This is a genomic window from Haloarcula sebkhae (genome assembly GCF_014647415.1).
GTDB lineage: Archaea > Halobacteriota > Halobacteria > Halobacteriales > Haloarculaceae > Haloarcula > Haloarcula sebkhae.
In genome coordinates this window covers 1-674 of sequence record NZ_BMPD01000022.1, presented here as the reverse complement: position 1 = coordinate 674, position 674 = coordinate 1, and the positions used below count along the sequence as shown (strand labels likewise).

Here is a 674-nt window from a genome sequence, read left to right as displayed (position 1 = left end):
TCACGCGCAAGGCATTTCCCTTGTGTATTCCACGGGTGGGGTCCATTTTGTCATGCTCACCTACGTCGATTTGCATGGAGAGCACGATGACTGATGCCGCTGTGCAGTCACTGGTCGGAGTTCGACAGTGCCTTTATTCTAAACTGACTGCACTTCGACTACTGGATGCCTGTACAACTTGGATGACATCTAATACAGAAACGAGCGATGTAGATCTCGCGACCGTTGTCGGACTGCTAGATGATGAACATATCCGTTCAATCCTGACTGCGACTAGCGAGACACCGCTGTCGGCTACCGAACTCGGTGAGAAGTGTGGTGTCTCCACATCGTCTATCTATCGACGACTTGATCGGCTGACCGACGCTGGTCTTATGAGTGAGCAGACACGTCCGCGTTCTGACGGCCACCACGACACTGTATACGTCTCCCGACTTGATCGATTCGAGCTCACGATCCGCAATGGCGAGCTCGACTGGGGTATTACTCGCTGTAGTGACGACGTTTCGGACCAGCTAACACGTATGTGGGGGAAATTCTGATGTCTATCGTTGGACTTGACTCTCCAATTGCTCTGGTTACCGGCATCGTAGCGGCGGCCACAGCGCTACTTGGATTGTACATCGGCTATCAGGCGTATCGTGGGCTCCAGCGTAACGAGGAACGGTCGATGC

1 protein-coding gene is annotated in these 674 nt (G+C 53.3%); it reads left to right on the top strand.

Annotated features, from left to right (window positions below; translation table 11 throughout):
- The first annotated feature begins 74 nt into the window (after positions 1-74).
- A complete protein-coding gene (locus IEY38_RS21160; RefSeq protein ID WP_326838533.1) occupies positions 75-542 on the top strand; it encodes a winged helix-turn-helix domain-containing protein in 468 nt (155 codons plus the stop codon).
- The last annotated feature ends 132 nt before the right edge of the window (positions 543-674 follow it).